The 17,953-nt window shown below is 45.2% G+C and carries 17 protein-coding genes; 14 read left to right on the top strand and 3 right to left on the bottom strand.

Annotated elements, in window-relative coordinates; translation table 11 throughout:
• Positions 1-9 precede the first annotated feature (9 nt).
• From rplI to ACPW7N_RS13410, 4 genes are all read left to right on the top strand, one after another.
• Complete coding sequence (gene rplI, locus ACPW7N_RS13425) at positions 10-453, top strand: 50S ribosomal protein L9 (RefSeq protein WP_425651606.1); 444 nt, start codon at positions 10-12, stop codon at positions 451-453.
• Positions 454-491: 38 nt separating this feature from the next.
• Positions 492-1,841: a replicative DNA helicase gene (gene dnaB, locus ACPW7N_RS13420; protein ID WP_425651653.1), complete on the top strand. Its 1,350-nt coding sequence runs from the start codon at positions 492-494 to the stop codon at positions 1,839-1,841.
• A 186-nt stretch (positions 1,842-2,027) separates the two neighbouring features.
• Positions 2,028-3,314, top strand: a complete 1,287-nt coding sequence (locus ACPW7N_RS13415) for an adenylosuccinate synthase (protein WP_425651605.1) — start codon at positions 2,028-2,030, stop codon at positions 3,312-3,314.
• A 153-nt stretch (positions 3,315-3,467) separates the two neighbouring features.
• Positions 3,468-3,677, top strand: coding sequence for a hypothetical protein (locus tag ACPW7N_RS13410; protein WP_425651604.1), 210 nt, complete (start codon positions 3,468-3,470; stop codon positions 3,675-3,677).
• 61 nt (positions 3,678-3,738) lie between these two features.
• Here ACPW7N_RS13410 and ACPW7N_RS13405 read toward each other — a convergent pair whose 3' ends face one another.
• Complete coding sequence (locus tag ACPW7N_RS13405; RefSeq protein ID WP_425651603.1) at positions 3,739-4,110, bottom strand: hypothetical protein; 372 nt, start codon at positions 4,108-4,110, stop codon at positions 3,739-3,741.
• A 333-nt stretch (positions 4,111-4,443) separates the two neighbouring features.
• Here ACPW7N_RS13405 and ACPW7N_RS13400 point away from each other — a divergent pair, with 333 nt between their 5' ends.
• The 9 genes from ACPW7N_RS13400 to rlmH all read left to right on the top strand — a co-directional run bounded on the left by ACPW7N_RS13400 (position 4,444) and on the right by rlmH (position 13,836).
• A complete protein-coding gene (locus tag ACPW7N_RS13400) occupies positions 4,444-5,937 on the top strand; it encodes a peptidoglycan DD-metalloendopeptidase family protein (RefSeq protein WP_425651602.1) in 1,494 nt (497 codons plus the stop codon).
• A gap of 126 nt (positions 5,938-6,063) precedes the next feature.
• Positions 6,064-6,768 (top strand): response regulator YycF, encoded by a 705-nt coding sequence (gene yycF, locus ACPW7N_RS13395; protein WP_425651601.1) that lies wholly within the window; start codon positions 6,064-6,066, stop codon positions 6,766-6,768.
• Positions 6,768-8,603, top strand: a complete 1,836-nt coding sequence (gene walK / locus ACPW7N_RS13390) for a cell wall metabolism sensor histidine kinase WalK (protein WP_425651600.1) — start codon at positions 6,768-6,770, stop codon at positions 8,601-8,603. Before yycF ends, walK begins: the two co-directional genes overlap by 1 nt.
• Positions 8,600-9,979, top strand: a complete 1,380-nt coding sequence (locus ACPW7N_RS13385) for a YycH family regulatory protein (RefSeq protein ID WP_425651599.1) — start codon at positions 8,600-8,602, stop codon at positions 9,977-9,979. The genes walK and ACPW7N_RS13385 overlap by 4 nt, the downstream gene beginning before the upstream one ends.
• Positions 9,966-10,745: a two-component system regulatory protein YycI gene (locus tag ACPW7N_RS13380; protein ID WP_425651598.1), complete on the top strand. Its 780-nt coding sequence runs from the start codon at positions 9,966-9,968 to the stop codon at positions 10,743-10,745. Before ACPW7N_RS13385 ends, ACPW7N_RS13380 begins: the two co-directional genes overlap by 14 nt.
• A gap of 27 nt (positions 10,746-10,772) precedes the next feature.
• Entirely contained in the window at positions 10,773-11,567 is a 795-nt protein-coding gene (locus ACPW7N_RS13375) for an MBL fold metallo-hydrolase (RefSeq protein ID WP_425651652.1), read from the top strand.
• A 152-nt stretch (positions 11,568-11,719) separates the two neighbouring features.
• Positions 11,720-12,949, top strand: coding sequence for a S1C family serine protease (locus ACPW7N_RS13370; RefSeq protein WP_425651597.1), 1,230 nt, complete (start codon positions 11,720-11,722; stop codon positions 12,947-12,949).
• A 150-nt stretch (positions 12,950-13,099) separates the two neighbouring features.
• Complete coding sequence (locus tag ACPW7N_RS13365) at positions 13,100-13,351, top strand: CxxH/CxxC protein (protein ID WP_425651596.1); 252 nt, start codon at positions 13,100-13,102, stop codon at positions 13,349-13,351.
• A gap of 5 nt (positions 13,352-13,356) precedes the next feature.
• Positions 13,357-13,836, top strand: coding sequence for a 23S rRNA (pseudouridine(1915)-N(3))-methyltransferase RlmH (rlmH, locus tag ACPW7N_RS13360; protein ID WP_425651595.1), 480 nt, complete (start codon positions 13,357-13,359; stop codon positions 13,834-13,836).
• A 62-nt stretch (positions 13,837-13,898) separates the two neighbouring features.
• On the opposite strand, the gene pdxR is transcribed toward rlmH, so the two are convergent.
• Complete coding sequence (pdxR, locus tag ACPW7N_RS13355) at positions 13,899-15,329, bottom strand: MocR-like pyridoxine biosynthesis transcription factor PdxR (protein WP_425651594.1); 1,431 nt, start codon at positions 15,327-15,329, stop codon at positions 13,899-13,901.
• A 210-nt stretch (positions 15,330-15,539) separates the two neighbouring features.
• Between pdxR and ACPW7N_RS13350 the strand changes: the two genes are divergently transcribed.
• Complete coding sequence (locus ACPW7N_RS13350; protein WP_425651593.1) at positions 15,540-16,088, top strand: pyridoxamine 5'-phosphate oxidase family protein; 549 nt, start codon at positions 15,540-15,542, stop codon at positions 16,086-16,088.
• Between the two features lie 391 nt (positions 16,089-16,479).
• On the opposite strand, the gene ACPW7N_RS13345 is transcribed toward ACPW7N_RS13350, so the two are convergent.
• Entirely contained in the window at positions 16,480-17,868 is a 1,389-nt protein-coding gene (locus ACPW7N_RS13345) for a stalk domain-containing protein (RefSeq protein ID WP_425651592.1), read from the bottom strand.
• Between the last annotated feature and the right edge of the window lie 85 nt (positions 17,869-17,953).

The raw sequence follows: 17,953 nt of genomic DNA, 5'->3' as shown, positions 1-17,953 counted from the left end.
AATTGTAAGATGCGAGTAATTTTTCTTAAGGATGTTAAAGGACAAGGAAAAAAAGGCGAGATTAAAGATCTCTCTGAAGGATACGTTCGTAATTTTCTTCTTCCGAAAGGTCTTGTAAGAGAAGCGACGGAAGGTAATGTAAAAACACATGAAGCACAACAGCGCAGTGCAGATAAGCGTAAAGAGCAAGAGAAGCAGGATGCACAGGAACTTGCGAAGAAATTCGAGGAAATTACCGTCAAATTAACCGGTAAAGCTGGTCAAGGTGGACGCTTGTTTGGTGCAATCTCAAGCAAACAGGTTGTGGAAGCGCTAGAAGCTCAATTCAAGATCAAGTTGGATAAACGCAAGCTGGATATGGAAGCAATTCGTTCCCTGGGTGTAACTCAAGTGAAAGCGAAATTGCATAATGAAGTAACTGCAACACTCAAGGTTCACGTGGTAGAAGAATAATCACGGGGAAAAAGTCTGGAATAAGTGAGGGATTAATGTTGAGCGACCTGTTTATGGATCGAGTGCCGCCACAAAATGTCGAAGCCGAACAATCCGTTCTTGGGGCTGTGTTCCTTGCCAAGGAAGCTCTCATTACCGCTATTGAAATTCTTCGACCGGAGAATTTCTACAAAGCAGCACACCAACGGATTTTTAAAGTCATGCAGGACCTCTATGAGAAGGGGGAGCCTGTCGATTTAGTTACTGTAACTGCAGAGCTGCAAGACAAGAAGATGCTAGATGAGGTTGGTGGGGTTACCTATCTATCCGATCTGGCGAGCTCAGTGCCGACAGCAGCCAATATCGAATATTACGCCAAAATCGTTGAAGAAAAAGCTCTGTTGCGCAGACTGATTCTCACAGCAACCAAAATTGCAAACGACGGGTACTCTCGGGAGGATGAAGTCGGAGAGATTATCGCTGATGCCGAGAAGTATATTATGGAGATTGGCCAGAATCGTAACAGCGGCGGATTCATTCCCGTTCGTGATGCACTGATGGAAGCCTACGACCGGATTGAGTTTTTGAGTCAAAGGCGGGGAGACGTCACAGGAATTCCGTCGGGGTATCCTGATCTGGACAAAATGACAGCGGGCTTCCAGCGTTCAGACCTGATTATCCTGGCAGCTCGTCCTTCCGTAGGGAAGACGGCTTTTGCGCTGAATGTGGCTCAGAACGTGGCAGCACGTGCGGGAGAGACCGTAGCGATCTTTTCGTTGGAGATGGCAGCATCCCAGTTAGTTCAGCGTATGATTTGTGCAGAAGGGAATCTGGATGCGTCCCGGATGCGGTCAGGCTGGCTGGAAGAAGACGACTGGCAGAAGCTGACGATGGCGATTGGAACCTTGGCAAAAGCGCCAATTTTTATTGACGATACACCAGGTGTAACCGTACAGGACATCCGTGCAAAATGCAGAAGGCTCCAACAGGAACGTGGTCTCGGTATGATTCTGATTGACTACCTTCAGTTGATCCACGGCAGAGGAAAGGGAGACAACCGTCAGCAAGAGGTTTCGGAAATCTCTCGAACACTCAAAGGGATTGCTCGTGAATTAAGTGTACCGGTCATTGCCTTGTCCCAGTTGAGCCGTTCGGTTGAGCAACGTCAAGACAAGCGACCGATGATGTCTGACATCCGTGAATCCGGTTCGATCGAGCAGGATGCGGATATTGTAGCTTTCCTTTATCGTGATGACTATTACGATAAAGAGTCAGAGAACAAAAACGTAATTGAAGTGATTATTGCCAAGCAACGTAACGGCCCTACAGGCACTGTTGAGCTCGCTTTCTTGAAAGAGTACAACAAGTTCGTTAGCTTGGATCATCGATATCGAGATGCGGCAGGATAATACCTGCTGCATTTTTTTAACGAAAAAACTTCTTGATCGCTATGATTCTTTTGCCTAGTTCCGAACGTACATGCAGTTTATTTTTGATATTGTTCGTGATTACATTGACATATACTCTTTAGTTTTGTACACTATGATTGTTTGTGCCCGCTTTAGGAAATGATTAGAATCAGGAGGTGTTTTCTGATGTCAACAGTGGTTGTCGTCGGAACCCAATGGGGCGATGAAGGTAAAGGTAAAATTACAGACTATTTAGCAGAAACCGCTGAAGTGGTTGCCCGTTATCAAGGTGGCAACAATGCGGGACACACCATTATTTTTGATGGCAATAAATACAAACTTCACTTGATTCCATCCGGGATTTTTTATAAAGACAAAGTTTGTGTCATCGGTAACGGTATGGTGATTGACCCGAAAGCGCTGATTGCTGAGTTGGAATATCTCCATGGATTCGGATTCTCTACGAAAAATTTGAAAATCAGTAACCGTGCTCATGTCATCATGCCGTACCATATCAAGTTGGATGGCGTAGAAGAAGAGAGCAAAGGCGAAAATAAAATTGGTACTACTCGTAAAGGTATCGGCCCTGCATACATGGACAAAGCTGCACGTATCGGTATCCGTATTGCTGATTTGTTGGATGCGGAAGAGTTCGAACGCAAATTGTCTCGCAACCTGGCTGAGAAAAACCGTGTATTCGAAAAATTATATGATACAACTGGATTTGAGCTTAAAGAGATTTTGGAAGAGTATCTCGGCTATGCAGAGATCATCCGTCCTTATGTTGCGGATACCTCTGTTGTGCTTAACGATGTAATTGACAAAGGAAACCGTGTGCTGTTTGAAGGTGCGCAAGGAGTCATGCTGGATATTGACCAAGGTACGTATCCGTATGTTACTTCTTCCAATCCGATTGCAGGCGGTGTAACAATCGGTTCTGGTGTTGGTCCAAGCAAAATCCATCAAGTAATTGGTGTAGCAAAAGCTTACACAACACGTGTGGGAGATGGACCATTCCCGACTGAGCTTCACGATGAAACTGGCAATCATATTCGTGAAGTAGGATTTGAATACGGAACGACGACAGGTCGCCCTCGCCGTATTGGTTGGTTTGACAGTGTTGTTGTTCGTCATGCACGTCGTGTTAGCGGTGTAACAGGGCTTGCTATTACAAAGCTTGATACTTTGACTGGAATCAAAACCCTTCGTATTTGCACAGCGTACAAATACAACGGTGAGATCGTTGAGGAATTCCCTGCAAACCTGAATATCCTCGCAAAATGTGAACCAGTGTATGAAGATCTTCCTGGCTGGGATGAGGACATCACGGGCATTACCAACCTCAATGATTTGCCAGAAAACGCTCGCCATTACATTGAGCGAATTACCCAGCTTACTGGTATTCCACTTTCCATTTTCTCTGTAGGACCTGACCGTGAGCAAACGGTTGTTGTTCGTGGCATTTACGCATAAGCCAAATCAATGTACAGATATAAGAAAGACCGTCGCTTGTGACGGTCTTTGTTTTTTATCCTTTTATTTTTGAAATTTGAAATGAGACAGACACCACTGGGCACCTTCTGGGCATATGGTATCCCATACTAAAAACAAATGAGGTGCTGTGAAATGGGATTCGATTCGAAAGCGTTAAAGTTGATCGGCAAAAAGGTTGAAGTGAAAATGTACAATGGCAGTATAATCAAAGGAACCATGTCTCATGTCAGCAAGGGCTATATTTGCTTTATCACTACTTATCAAAAAGAAGATATGGAGATGACATCATTTCGGCGGTTATCCCTGCGTGATGTCACTTCTATGGTAGAGGTCTTAAGATAATGATTCAACGAAAATAGCCACCGTTTCCAGCGAAATGGAATGGTGGCTTCTATTATCATTTTTATACTTCGCCCCCGAATGAACGAATGAGTTGGGTTGCTTGATCCCCCTGATTTTCAGGGACGACGCAGGTAAGCAAGATACTGCTGCCAATCGCATCCTGACCTCCGTCAGACATTCCGCTTGCACTCGGATCAGCAGCAGCAAGCACGCTTGCATCACGTCCATTGGGGAAGTCAGCGTCTAACGTAAGGTTTCCAAGTCCAGGGATTTCACCGGTCAGGGGATTCATCACTTTCTCGACACCCTCGCCCGGATACTGACCGACACTATCCACTTGAACGGTTTGGAAGCCTGATTGTTTCAGTGCTTGTGCCGCTCGTTCTGCAGCGTCTAGCGATTTGAACCCGGCTAATATACTGCGTTCTACCATAAGAAAACCTCCTGAAGTTAGGTGTTTATCACTTGCGACAATTTTTGACAAATGTTAACCTATTTTTACAAAACTATGGACATATTATGACACTTGTCAGATCGAAATATTCGACGGTAATAAACACTTGAAGTCATAAACTTTCTTATGGTAAAGTCGATATAGTGGTTTTTCTAGGTATTTTGGGAGAAATTTACTGTAGGATTAAGGAGAAAAGGACTAAACTCTGTATTTGTAAGAATATTCAGATAGTCCTAAAGGGCAAAAATGACCGTTAGCAAGTACCTTCACTGCCTTTGTCGTTTTGTCACATAATGTTTCAGGGGGGATATGATGCAGCCGGCTGATTGGAAAGCCTGGCTCACGCAACGAGTAAAACCGTTAATTCGTCGCGGAAGTCAGCAGACCAGGCAATTTGCTCAAAATGTTTGGTCATACGTAGGAACCCACAAAAAACAGGCAAGTGCTATAACCGCAGCAATTTTATTGACTGCTTCCATCGGAGGTTTATCTACTTATTATTATCAATCAAATGTACATACTGTCTATCATGTCATCGTGAATGGAAAAGAAATCGGAGTCGTAGATAGTCAAGATGTCATTAATAAGTGGGCGGAAGCAAAACTCAAGGAAGAGCAAGCAAAACATAATGGCCTCACACTTACATTGTCAGATTACATAACTTATACTGAGGAAACTCGGTTCAAACCTGATTTTGACAATACACATGCCATTGCAGAACTCTCAAAAATCGCAGATATTAAAGTACAAGCTGTTAAGATTGTCGTCAATGGACAAATCGTAGGCTACGCACCAGACCAGGCAACTGCTGATGCGGTCTTGAACAGCCTGAAGCAGCGCTTTGGTGGAGTTGAGCCGAAACAAAAATCGGCGGTAGCTGCCTCTGTAGACGTGATTGCAAAAGGAGAGCCTACCAAACAGGTTAAATTTAAAGAAGATGTAAAAACAGTAAGTGATGCAGTACCAGCGGCACAGGTTTTAACAAAGGACAAGCTGGAAGAGCTGCTTCAAAAAGGTACATTGAAACAAGTCGTCCACACTGTACAACAGGGCGATTGTATTGGTTGTATCGCTGAGAAATACGGAATTCGCTCCAAAGATATTTATGCTAACAATCCAGGTGTTACTGAAAATACCGTTTTGCAACTTGGACAAACCATCAACGTAACTGCGCTCAAGCCGCTCGTTACCGTTCAGGTTGAAGAAGAAGTCGTGCAAAGTGAAACGATTCCTTATACGGAACAGTCCCGTACGAACAGTTCTATGCCAAAAGGCGACAGCAAAGTGTTGCAACAAGGCAAAGAAGGGACGAAAAAAGTTCGTTACAAGATCGTCAAGGAAAATGGACAAATGGTTGATCGTGTCGTCCTAAACCAGCAAATCCTGTCTCAACCTGTTGCCAAAATTGTGGAACGTGGAACGAAAGTCATCCCTTCTCGTGGGACAGGCCGTTTCATGTGGCCAGCAAGAGGCTATATCAGCAGCGGGTTTGGCAAGCGTTGGGGTAGGATGCATCAGGGGATTGATATTGCAGGATCAGGTTCCATTCGGGCAGCAGACAACGGTCGTGTTGTACAAGCTGGCTGGAATGGCAACTACGGCAAATCAGTCATTATCGATCACGGCAATGGCGTTCAAACACTTTACGGACACATGCGTTCAGTCAGTGTTGACGTAGGTGACGTAGTCGCAAAAGGGAAAACGATTGGAATCATGGGCTCAACTGGTGACTCAACAGGTGTACACTTACACTTTGAAGTGAGAAAAGGCGGACACAGCCAAAACCCGATTCGTTTCCTCAGATAATTAAATAGCTGAAAACTAGAGCCGCTTCTTTCATTAGAGCGGCTTTTCCTTTTTTTGTGCGGTATTGTAAAGGCAGGAAAAACCATTGTAGAGTGGAATTGGAGTATATAGAAATGAGGTGTCGTGATGGCGAAACTTCTCGTTGTAGATGATGAAAAACCGATTGCGGATATTCTGAAATTTACACTCGAAAAAGAAGGATATCAAGTGATTGTAGCTTATGATGGTGATTACGCCATTCAGTTGGTTGAAGCTGAAAAACCGGATTTGATTCTGTTAGACGTCATGCTCCCCGGTAGAGACGGAATGGATGTCTGCAAAATCGTTCGTAAACAATATGAAATGCCAATTATAATGCTGACAGCCAAAGATTCAGAAGTAGACAAAGTGCTGGGGCTGGAACTAGGCGCTGATGACTACGTAACAAAACCGTTTAGTGCCCGTGAGTTGGTTGCCAGAGTAAAAGCCCATTTGCGCAGACAAAAACCGAAACAGGTCGATAAGGAAAGCCACTTGATGCGTATTCATGACCTGGACATTGATATTCACTCGTATACGGTTACCAAATTGGGTGAGTCGTTAGAGTTAACACACAGAGAGTTTGAATTGCTCGTCTATTTGTCACGCCATCAAGGGCAGGTAATGACTCGTGAACACCTTTTGCAGGCTGTTTGGGGATTTGATTACTTCGGCGATGTACGGACAGTCGATGTTACGGTAAGACGACTTCGTGAAAAAATCGAGGATGATCCGAGTCAGCCCAAATACATTATCACGAGGCGAGGCCTGGGCTATACATTGCGCAACCCTAGTCTCGGGGGAACAATCTGATGTTTGGTTCATCACTGTTCAAAACGATCCAGTGGAAGCTTGTAGTCATTTACATGCTGCTCATCCTGATCGCCATGCAATTTATTGGAGCGTACTTTGCAAGAGAAGTAGAAAGTTACTACAACAACAACTTCAATGAGACCCTCAATGCACAGGCGACCTTGTTGGCAGCACACCTTGATGGATATTTGCGTTCACCTATAGATGAAAAGCATGATTCTGCTAGCCTGAAAGAAGATATTGATAACCTGATATACAACTTTGTCGGATTAAAAGATGCTCATGTCCGAGTGATAGACCAAAGCGGAACGGTGCTTAGCACGTCGGAGAAGGATAAACAGATCATTGGCCAAAAGACCTCTCAGAGTGAAGTCACGATTGCTTTAATGGGTACACGTAATGAGGCTCTCCGCATTGATCCGCAGACAGGACATCGAGTGAAGATGCTGGTTATCCCTGTGAAAAAGGGAAACGTCGTGTATGGTGCCGTCTATATGGTTGCCTCTATGGAGGAAATGTACAAAACCATCGGAAAAATCACGAATATCCTGGCGACAGGAACGGGGATCTCGCTTCTATTGACGGCAGGGTTAGGAGTAGTTCTGGCACGAACAATCACTACTCCAGTGAAAGAGATGACGAGACAAGCTAAAGCGGTTGCCAATGGCGACTTTAATCGGAGTGTACAGGTATATAGCCGGGATGAGATCGGACAGTTGGGGATGGCTTTCAACTATATGACGACTCGATTGCAAGAGGCCATTCTTAATCAGGAAGAAGAACGAGAAAAGCTGTCGCAGGTGTTGGCAAACATGAGTGACGGGGTCATTGCGACTGATCGGGAGGGCCGGATTATCCTCATGAACCGATCGGCTGAAGAAATGCTTGAAGTGAAGAGGATCGAAGTACTGTCAGAAGGAAAAACACTGTACGACGTGCTGCGCTTGCCACCGGAAGACGAGATGCCTCTGTTTGGTGAATCGGAACCGCTGATTCTCGAAATGATGTTAGCCAATCGGGAAACCATCTTGCTGCGAGTCACCTTCACACCATTGCAACAGGATAGCGGTAAAAAAGGCGGGCTAATCGCTGTTTTACAAGATGTAACAGAGCAGGCTAGAATGGAACAGCAACGGCGAGAATTCGTTGCCAATGTGTCACATGAATTGCGTACACCGCTTACAACGATCAAAAGCTATGTCGAGGCGCTGCTGGACGGAGCGAATCAAGATCCTGAGATATCCGAGCGGTTCCTTGGAGTAACCATGAATGAGACAGAGCGGATGATTCGTCTGGTTAACGATTTGCTCCAGCTTTCTCGTTTTGATTCGCAGGGTGTGCAAATCAAGAGAAGAGAGCTTCAACTATCCGACTTGCTCCGATATGCGGCGGATCGCTTCTCTATGCAGGCAGAACAACAAGAAATTGAACTCATCGCAGATATTCCTGAATTGCTACCAGTTATAGATGCTGATCAGGATGCAATTACACAGGTACTGGATAATTTAATATCCAACGCAATCAAATACACGCCAAAGGGTGGAACCGTTACAATCGACGCCAAAGTGAATCCGGAAGCGAAGAGAATCACGGTGACGATTGTGGATACGGGGATTGGAATTCCGAAGCGGGATATACGAAAGATTTTCGAGCGATTCTATCGGGTAGATAAGGCCCGTTCAAGAAGTCAGGGAGGGACAGGCCTCGGGCTGGCGATTGCACGTGAGCTGGTTCAGGCACACGGTGGAGATATTGAGATTCTCAGTGAATGGAATGAAGGCACAACTGTCTCTTTCTGGTTGCCAATCGCAGAAAAAGGAGGACAGATAGCATGAGTAACTGGAAAGAAAATGCGAAATCTGTGCTTCTCAATGTTCTGATTCTGGCGAGCTTTGTTCTCACGTGGTCTCTTTGGCAAAAGCAGCCCCAGTTTGAACTGATTGCTCCTGCCACCTATGTAGAGAGTAAACCAGTCGGACAAACTAAACAGTTGGAAGAAATGATTGAACCAGAGTCCATTGTATTTCATTACGGAGACAACCATCATACCAAGGCCAATGCAAATGACGGGCAGTATCGGGTACTAAGCTCGTTAATGTCGAAGTGGTACTTTTATGATTTTCTCTATTTTCCTTTACCCGAGGAAAAATGGACAGCGTTAACCAGAAACAAGCTGGGAATCGAAATTCAATTTCGTTCCACCATTCCGCTTTCTTTGGTCAGCCAGTTGTTTACCTTGCGAGGGGAAATTGAGGGAGATATCAAAGGAATCAGCAGGCTGTGGCTGTACTATGAGGAACGGGACGATATGGTCTACGCTTTATTCCTCTCAGATGAGGATCAGCGAGTGATTCGAGCCCGAACTGTAGTGAGTCCCAAGGATCTGCGTGACTCCTATCTGACATTAGGCAAAAATTTGCCTGAACAAATCTTGAAAGCCAATGCAAGCTTCAAATCTTCAACGAACCCGCAAGTGATGACATACTGGAATATTTACTATCTACCCAAAGAACCGGTTGAGATGAGACAATTTCTCTATTCCTACATGCCGATCCAAAATGATGGATTGGTACAGGCGTTCTTTTTAGACCCGACACTAGTTCGACAAGTAGTAGAACGAGATGGAACGATTATCTTTACGGACGGAAGTCGCTCCATACAAATTCGTCCAGGCCAACCAGCTATGATTTACACAGATCCTGCCCTGCCGCAGCAAAAAGGGATGCTTACCAACGAAGACAAGCTTCGAGGGGCGGTTACTTTCATTAATCAGCATCTCGGCTGGACCGATACTTTCCATTTTGAGCGGCTTGATGAGCGAGCAGGAGAAGGGGAGACGATTCGTTTTCGCCAGTACCTTGGGGCCTATCCATTTGTCAGCCGTGGCAACTCCTCGCTGGATGAGATTACGGTGACGTCAGAAGAAGGCCAGATTATTACGCTAAAACAGCCGACGATCGATCTGGATCGATATATCGGCTACAATACAAGTACTCTTATGTCAGGGCCTGAGCTGTTTCAGTACCTGCGTGACCAAAAGTTCGATAGCAATGCGGTAACGAATGCTTATCTGGCATATGAAACAACTATTCATCAAAAGTATGTAGACGTCAAACCTACGTGGGTTGTTGAAATTGCGGGCGGATCGAGCGTCTATGTTTCAGCGAAGTCGAAACAGTCTGGAGGCGGAAAGACAAATGGATTGGAGTAGAGCCAAGACTATTCTCATCTGGGCTTTCCTGTTCCTAGATATGTTCTTGGGTTATCAGGTATACGTTTCACGGACCCAGCATTGGATGGATCAGGAAGTCAATGCAGGACAGGCATCCGATCTCAAACAATACCTTCAGCAACAGCAAATCGCTCTCTTAACGGAGATTCCACAAGAGACGAGAGAGATGAATTACGTGAATGTGGAATACCTGGGTTTTGATTCGTTGTCGGCGAGAGAAATGCCAGGCCAACGGATTACGTTGGAAAAAACAGGTCTGTTCTCTCGATTTATTCAACCAATTGTAGCGAATCAAAGAAACCCGGATGACTTTTTGCGTGAAATAAGCCAAAAGATCATGTATTCCAGCCAATACAGACAAGATACCCGTTATTTGCGGGAGGATACGATTTTGTTCTGGCAGATGTTCAATGGAATCCCCATCTATGTAGCACCACTGGAGGTGTACGTAAAAAATGGGGCAGCGATTGGCTACAGGCAGACATATGTTCAAATTCGCAACCAGGGAGCGGGAAGACAGGTAATCTCTGCATATACCGCACTTCGATCATTGGTAGACAAAGAAATCATCAAAAGTGGTGAGAAAATAACCGACGTAGAATTGGGCTATTTCGGCCATGAATACGATGCAGATTTCCAAATCCTTGCCCCTGTATGGCGTTTTCTCCATGATGGGAAAATTCATTATGTAAATGGGTTTACTGGGGCCATCGAACAACCAGTAACAGACAAAAATCGGTCATAATAGAGAGCAGCCAGGAAAGAGGAGCGAATCATGTTGAAGTTTAGTGTGCTTGCTAGCGGGAGCACAGGCAACTGCATCTATGTGGGGACAGAGCGATTTTCCCTGCTGATTGACACAGGCATCTCAGGAAAGCAGGCGGAAGCGGCACTTCAGGAGATTGGTGTGAATCCGGAAGAGATCAACGGGATACTCGTTACGCATGAACATTCCGATCATATCAAGGGAATCGGGATTATGGCGAGACGTTACAAAATTCCTGTTTACGCTAACGCAAGGACATGGAATGAGCTGCTGCCTCAAATTGGAACAGTTCAGTTAGAGCAGCAGCAGGTTTTTGAAACAGGAGAGACCCGTGAGATGGGCGATCTGGTGGTTCAGTCGTTTGGGATTTCCCACGATGCGGCGGAACCGATGGGCTATTGTTTTTACCACGGCAACAAAAAACTCAGTGTAGCAACTGATTTGGGATATGTAAGTGAAAAGATCAAGGAGACAATCAAGGGAGCAGATGCGTATGTCTTTGAGTCGAATCACGATGTAGAACTGCTGCGCATGTCTCGTTATCCTTGGAGTATCAAACAGCGAATTCTGAGCGATGTCGGTCATTTATCCAATGAAACGGCCGCAGAAGCATTAACCGATATTTTGGGTGGACAAGCCGAACGCATTTACCTTGCCCATCTGAGTAAAGAAAATAACATGATGGATTTGGCCAAATTGACGGTGAAGGGCATTCTTGAAGAAAAGGGCCTCCGTGTTGGCGATGATGTTCACTTGAGAGAGACATATCCCGACCGCCCGACCAAAATTGAAATCGTGTAAAAAGGAGATCAACTCGTATTTCAGATTCCACAACCTTTCCATATTTCTCACGTTATTTCTCTACAAAGCATTTATATACTAAAGTTGCAAGTAGGAAGTATATGAGAATTCAAAACCTGTTACCCTAATAATAGATGGAAGGAGAATGGAGTATGGGTTATTACGATGATCTGTATCAAACCGAAAATAAAAGGAACAGACAATCTGGCACTGGACGCATGATTCTGACTTCAGTGACGTCTGCTGTGATCGGAGGCATGGTCGTACTACTTATGCTTCCGACGCTTTCCAAAACGGGTTATATCCCACAGTTACAGCAAGGCGCACCAATGAGCATGAACGAGACGATTCCAGCAAGTCCAGTGAGTACGTCTGTTCAACCGATCTCTATCAACGTAGATACAGCAACAGTCCGTGCCGTATCCAAGGTCGAGAATGCGGTAGTAGGAATTATCAATATTCAACGAGTGAACAACTTCTGGTCCGAAGAACAGAATCCTGTTGAAAGCGGAGAAGGTTCCGGAGTAATCTTTGAGAACATGAAAGGCAAGGCACGCATCATCACCAACTATCATGTAATTGAAGGAGCAGAGAAAATTCAGGTATCCTTGCCGAGTGGTGAGAAAGTGGACGCCAAAGTGTTGGGAGCAGATGCACTGACAGATATGGCTGTGCTTGAGATCGACGGTTCCAAGGTTACGCAGGTAGCCGAACTGGGGGATTCATCAGCACTCAAAGTAGGAGAACCAGCCATAGCAATCGGTAATCCACTCGGGCTGAAATTCTCCCGTACAGTCACACAAGGAATTGTAAGTTCACTGAACCGTTCCATGCCCGTTGACGTAGACAACGATAACCAAACGGACTGGGAACTGGATGTTATACAGACTGATGCTGCTATTAACCCGGGTAACAGCGGGGGGGCACTCGTCAATATTTATGGTCAAGTAATCGGGATCAACACGATGAAAATCTCTCGTGAAGGTGTAGAAGGTTTGGGATTTGCCATCCCGATCAACGACGTGAAGAAAATTACTGAGCAATTAGTAAAAGACGGTCAACTGAAACGCAGCGTAATCGGAATCACCCCACGTGATCTGACAAATGTGCCTCGTTATCATTGGAAAGAGACACTTCGTCTACCGGATGAAGTTAACGCTGGTGTTGTCGTAATGAAGACAGCCGAATTTACTCCAGCCTATAAATCAGGCATTCGTGAATACGATGTCATTACGAAACTGGATAACCAGGATATCACGAACAGTGCACAATTGCGCAAGTACCTTACACTAAATAAAAAGCCAGGTGATAAAGTAGTTGTCACCTACTATCGTGAAGGATTCAAGAAAACTGCAACAGTTACTCTAAGCGATCAGAGTTGATATAGATAGTACCAAAAAGAGATGCCCCAGCCATGGCATCTCTTTTCTTTTGCTAGGAAAGTTGGGTACAATAACAACGAGAAAGAATACGGCAAACTAAATTTACGCCGAGAGATATTATTGAAATATACCAATAAGGGAGCAAGTAAAGTGAAAAAGACAACACACTCATATAAAACCATCCAAATTCAAGGAATAGCAACGGAAGTCTATGCGGATCATCCTGTACGTGTCTGCTGCTTGGAACACGTCGAGCGAGAATTGGACGATTACGCAGACAACATTGAAATAGCCCCGGATATGTTTAAGAGAGAAGAAGTAGAAGCAGAAGGACTCGGGCGTGAGTGCATGGTGTGCGGAGCAGAAGGCACGTTTGTGCTATTGCATGTGAAGGGAATGTAGATTTCGTGCAGATAACGATCATAACGGTAGGCAAATTGAAAGAGAAATATTTGAAGGAAGGCATCGACGAGTACAGCAAGCGCCTTTCTTCTTATTGCAAGCTGCAAGTCATTGAAGTAAGCGATGAGAAGGCCCCGGAAGAACTCAGCGCAACAGAAATGGAGCAAGTGAAGCGCAAAGAAGGCGAGCGTATTCTTGCTCAAATTAAACAGGACCAGTATGTGATTGCTCTTGCTATTGAAGGTAGTATGTGGTCCTCTGAAAAGCTATCCAGTGAACTAGACCGTCTCGCCACCTACGGCAAAAGCCAAGTCGCTTTTGTTATTGGGGGCTCTTTGGGCTTGGCCGATACGGTGCTGAAGCGGGCTGATGCTCAGTTGTCGTTTTCCAAGATGACGTTTCCTCATCAGTTGATGAGGTTGATTTTGGTGGAGCAGATATATAGAGCGTTTCGGATTAGTCGGGGGGAGCCTTATCATAAATAACAGCTAAATTATTGGACGAAAAGGGTGTAGGGGCCCAACAAAATTTACTTGCGAAGATGACCCTATAAGATCAACTCCGCAAGACGATGAATCCCCTGCTCAATCGATGCTTCATCTACTTTTGCAAACCCCAACACCCATCCCTTTCGTTTGCTTTCCAAACAATAGGGTCGAAGAGGATATATACGTAATCCCTTTTGAAGAGCTAACTTTGTTACAGTCTCTTCGTCGTATGACTCTTCAGCTTCAAGGAACATATGCAATCCCGTTTCTACCCCACTTAGTTTGAAACGCTCTCCTAAACCGCTAGCCATAATAGCCTTTGTCATGACTTCGTGTCTTCGTCGGTACACATTTCTGACTCTTCTCATATGGCGCATAAAATGCCCATTCTTGATGAAGTGGGTTAGAGTCAGCTGATCCATAATCGGAAGATGACGGTAAATCAGCTCCTGTACCCTGGCTAGTTGAGCAATTGCCTCCACAGAGCCAACGATAGCCGAAATACGAATGCCTGGAGCAATCATTTTAGAAAAACTCATGAGGTACAAGGTATTATTAGATGCCTGGCTAAACAGCGTTGGAAGTGGTTCCCCGCGATATCGAAACTCACTATCATAATCGTCCTCGATGATCCAGAATTGTTCTTGAGCAGCCTTATGTAGCAATTGTTGCCTACGCGGCTCCGACATCACGACCCCGACTGCGCATTGGTGCGAAGGGGTCGTAAAGATTAGTTTGGATTGCGGGTGAATATGCTCAACCACTAGACCGTACTCATCAACGGGAACGGGCACCACATTCATACGACGATATTTCATCGCCATCCAAGCAGCTGGAAAACCGGGGTCTTCTACAGAGATAGTGTCCCCGTCAGCTAAAAGCGATTGTGCTATTAAATCAATACTATGCTGAGCTCCTGAGGTCAACAGAATCTGATTTGTTTGGATATGGATGCCTCGTTCAAGTGATAAATAACGCTGAATTTGCTCACGTAATGGTGTGAAACCATAGGGATTACCGTAAGCCCAGTTTGATAAATCCATTGCAGCGGATGCGTGAAGAAGCGATTGTCGCCAGTTCTTTTGAAATTGTTCATCTAAATAGGGTTCATGGGGACTAAAATCAATATCCACTTCTCGCTGTTCTTGGCCTCCGAACCAGTCATGTAATTGATCGACAGCCGAGTTCAACAAAGGAAGTGAGGGGGGGATGGGGCCATCTGCTATTATTTCCTTCGTTGATTCAGTGACTTGCTTCCATTTACTAACCCGTGTCCCTCCTCGGCGAGATGTAACCGTATAGCCTCGACTTAGCAATTCCTCATAGACGATCTGAATCGTTGAGCGAGAGACACCTACCATGTGAGCAAGTTCGCGGGAAGGAATCAGCAATTCCCCTGGCGCCCAGATCCCGCTAGTAATATTATGAATCGCTTGATCAAGCAATTGCTGCCAGATCGGTCTCTTGTCATTACGAATTACTTTCATCATCGTACACGCCTCCAAATAGAAGCTCCAACCATAATCTATTAATTATGGATTGCCCATAACCTCGATGTTTGGATGTTTTAGCGCAATCCATTCACTGATATACTACCGTAGTAACGCCGGTATTTGCAATCTAGTCGTTGCTACACCCTAGAAGAGTATCGGGGTTTGGAGTGGGTTGAATATGTTATGAGTGGAAGGGGAGATTTTGAAATGAATACGGTTCGTTACAAGATCAGGGAATGCCAGGATCAAGAGAAAATTGAAAGCTTCCTTCATCAAGCGAGAATTGGGTATCTTGGGTTGGTTGATGGGAACCTGCCCTATGTTGTACCGCTTAATTATGTGTGGTCTGAGGGGAAGCTCTATTTTCACGGGGCCGGAGATGGAAGGCGTAATCATGTCATGAGTGAAAATTCAGAGGTATGTTTTACGGTATGTGAGGAATACGGGAACATCACGGATCCGGTGCCTGCCAAAACGGATACGGCTTATATGAGCGTAATGATATTTGGACAAGCAGAGCCAATCACAGATTTGGATGAAGCCACCCATGTACTTCAGGAAATGATCAATAAATACGTACCTGGCTATTATGACCGCCCCTTGTCGAAGCAGCATGTGGACAAGTATAGGTCGGCTGTGTTCGGCGGACCGGTTCAAGTTTGCCGTGTTATTCCGCACCATATGACGGCAAAAGAAAGTCCAATTGAAGCAGAAAAAATGTATAGAACGGTCATGAATGTCGGAAGAGAGATTTAACGACAAGATACCGTTACGACTTGCGCTAAGCTAACGTGTGCGGTAGTTCAATGAAAGTGCTCTATAAACGATCAGGGAGCTGCCGCGGCATGCTTCTTTCGTTTCTTCGCCGTTAGACCCGTTACGGAGAACCTTATCACAAGTGATGGATAAAATATAGAACGGTCTTGGCAAGCACACTATCCAGACGAGCTCGGCGGCCATGCTAGCGGACTTTTATCAGCCGAGGATAGGCCGACAAGCATTTTTTCCTACCTTGTTTTTGAGGTGAAACAATAAAACAGCCCTAGCCAAAAGACTAGAGCCTGTAAGGAAAAATTGATTCTGAGTGTCCTAATAATATGACCAATACTTGCAACGCCCCTGTGAGATCAGCGCTGTCAATGGCTTACTATTTGACCGTGATCGTAGCAACCATAAAATTGTGTGGCTTGCAGTAGATGTTGTACACACCTGCTTTGGAAAACGTTTTGGAGAATGTCTTTCCTTTTGCCAAAGAACCGCTGTCAAAAGTTCCGCCTTGATCCGTGACGGTGTGGCTGACGTCGTCAGAGTTGGTAAACGTGACAGTTGCTCCCGTTTCTACCGTCAGATTTCCAGGTTTAAAGGCATAACCGGAAATATTGACGGCATACGTTTTGGGCGCTGCTTTTGCGGGCATTGCTTTTTGGGGCGTTGCTTTTGTTGTAAAATGAACCACTTGTTTCACTTCAGGAAGAATGGGCTTGTGATTGGCTCCGACCAATTGAACGGTAAGGGTATGATTTCCCGGCTTCACATGATCGAACACAGCCGGGTTCCCGTTTACTTGTTTGTAGGCTGCTTTCGGGTCGTTGACATTCCTGTCCAGCCAGATATGTACGTGGCCTTCCCCTGCGGCAACCATATTATTAGTTCTAAAATCATCCAGCTTGAAATGGGATACGCTTGTCGTCACTGTCACTTTATCTCCGTTGATGGTTTCTCCTTCCTTAGGCCCCGTAATTTGAATAGAAGGAGTCAAGGCTGTGGTAAACGTAATTACCTGCTTTGATTCCGGAGAGATTGGTTTATGGTCATTTCCAACCAATTGAACTGTTACCGTATGTTTTCCGGGCTGTACGTTTTCAAAAACAGCTGGTTCTCCATTTATCATTTTATAGGCGAGCTTTGGATTGGTGACATCGGTATCCAACCAGACGTGTACATGTCCCTGTGCTTCTTTTGGCTGCGTATTGGTACGGAAATCTGTCAGTTCATGGTTAAAAGCTGCAACGGCTACTTTTACCTTGTCTGTATACAAAATGGCATCCTGAGAAGGGCTTAGCAGTTTCACGCTGGGAGCATCATCGGATGTGAGAGCAACGGTTTGAGTGGCTTGATCATACTCCACTTTCAATCCCAGACTTTCTGAGACAAAACGAAGCGGCACTAAGGTAACGTCCTTTTCGATCTGGGCAGGTACATCCAGCGGAACAGCAACCCCATTTAACACAGCTGTTTTCCCGCCGATCGGGAGGGCATATGAATTGGCTCCTTTCGTTACTTTTACGGTTTTCTGGGCTGTATCATAGCCGACTTCAGCACCAACTGCTTCAGCGATTACGCGAAAAGGAACCAACAGGTTGCCATTTACGTTCTTTGGCGGTTGGCTGAATGTAAGCTCCTTGCCGTTTAACGTCACCGTCATGCTGGATTTTTGGACATGGGAAGATGGATGTGAGTGAGTGTTGGCCTGAACACTGCCAAAGGCACTAAATAGCAAAACAGATGATAAAACGAATGAACCTAGCTTGTTCATGTTTTTCCCTCCTGTATCGTGGTCTCATTCTAAGTAAACGTTTGATACAGAAGATCGGTTTGAATGTTTTGAAAAAAAACATACC

The sequence above is a fragment of the Brevibacillus nigriterrae genome (assembly GCF_049846925.1).
Classification (GTDB): Bacteria; Bacillota; Bacilli; order Brevibacillales; family Brevibacillaceae; genus Brevibacillus_H.
Note: the sequence above shows the minus strand (reverse complement) of the source record. Positions and strands in the feature narration are given on the sequence as shown.